The organism is Streptomyces sp. GbtcB7, from assembly GCF_019091445.1.
GTDB lineage: Bacteria > Actinomycetota > Actinomycetes > Streptomycetales > Streptomycetaceae > Streptomyces > Streptomyces mirabilis.
In genome coordinates this window covers 1-252 of sequence record NZ_JAGXJM010000427.1, presented here as the reverse complement: position 1 = coordinate 252, position 252 = coordinate 1, and the positions used below count along the sequence as shown (strand labels likewise).

The 252-nt window shown below is 74.6% G+C and carries 1 protein-coding gene; it reads right to left on the bottom strand.

Going from position 1 to position 252, the window contains the following annotated elements; translation table 11 throughout:
* The coding region (locus KVT44_RS56430; protein ID WP_368857625.1) for a 4-alpha-glucanotransferase at positions 1 to 252 on the bottom strand (252 nt) is incomplete at both ends.

The window sequence follows — 252 nt, the reverse complement described above, 5'->3', positions numbered from 1 at the left end:
TCACCGGGCGGCCTTCAGCGTAGTCGTTGGCCACCCACCAGTTCGGGTACTGGTCCCGCGTGCCCGGCTGGTTCTGCGGTCGCCGGTCGCCGACCGTGTCCGGGAGCCACACGCCGATCATGCGGGCCGGGGTGCGCAACAGGGAGCGGTGCACGGCCTGGATCTCGGCCTCCTCCGACACCGCCGAACCCGCGTCGCCCGCCCCGTGCAGCAGCCCGTGCTGGGCGTGCAGCGCCAGCCACTCCCCCGCGG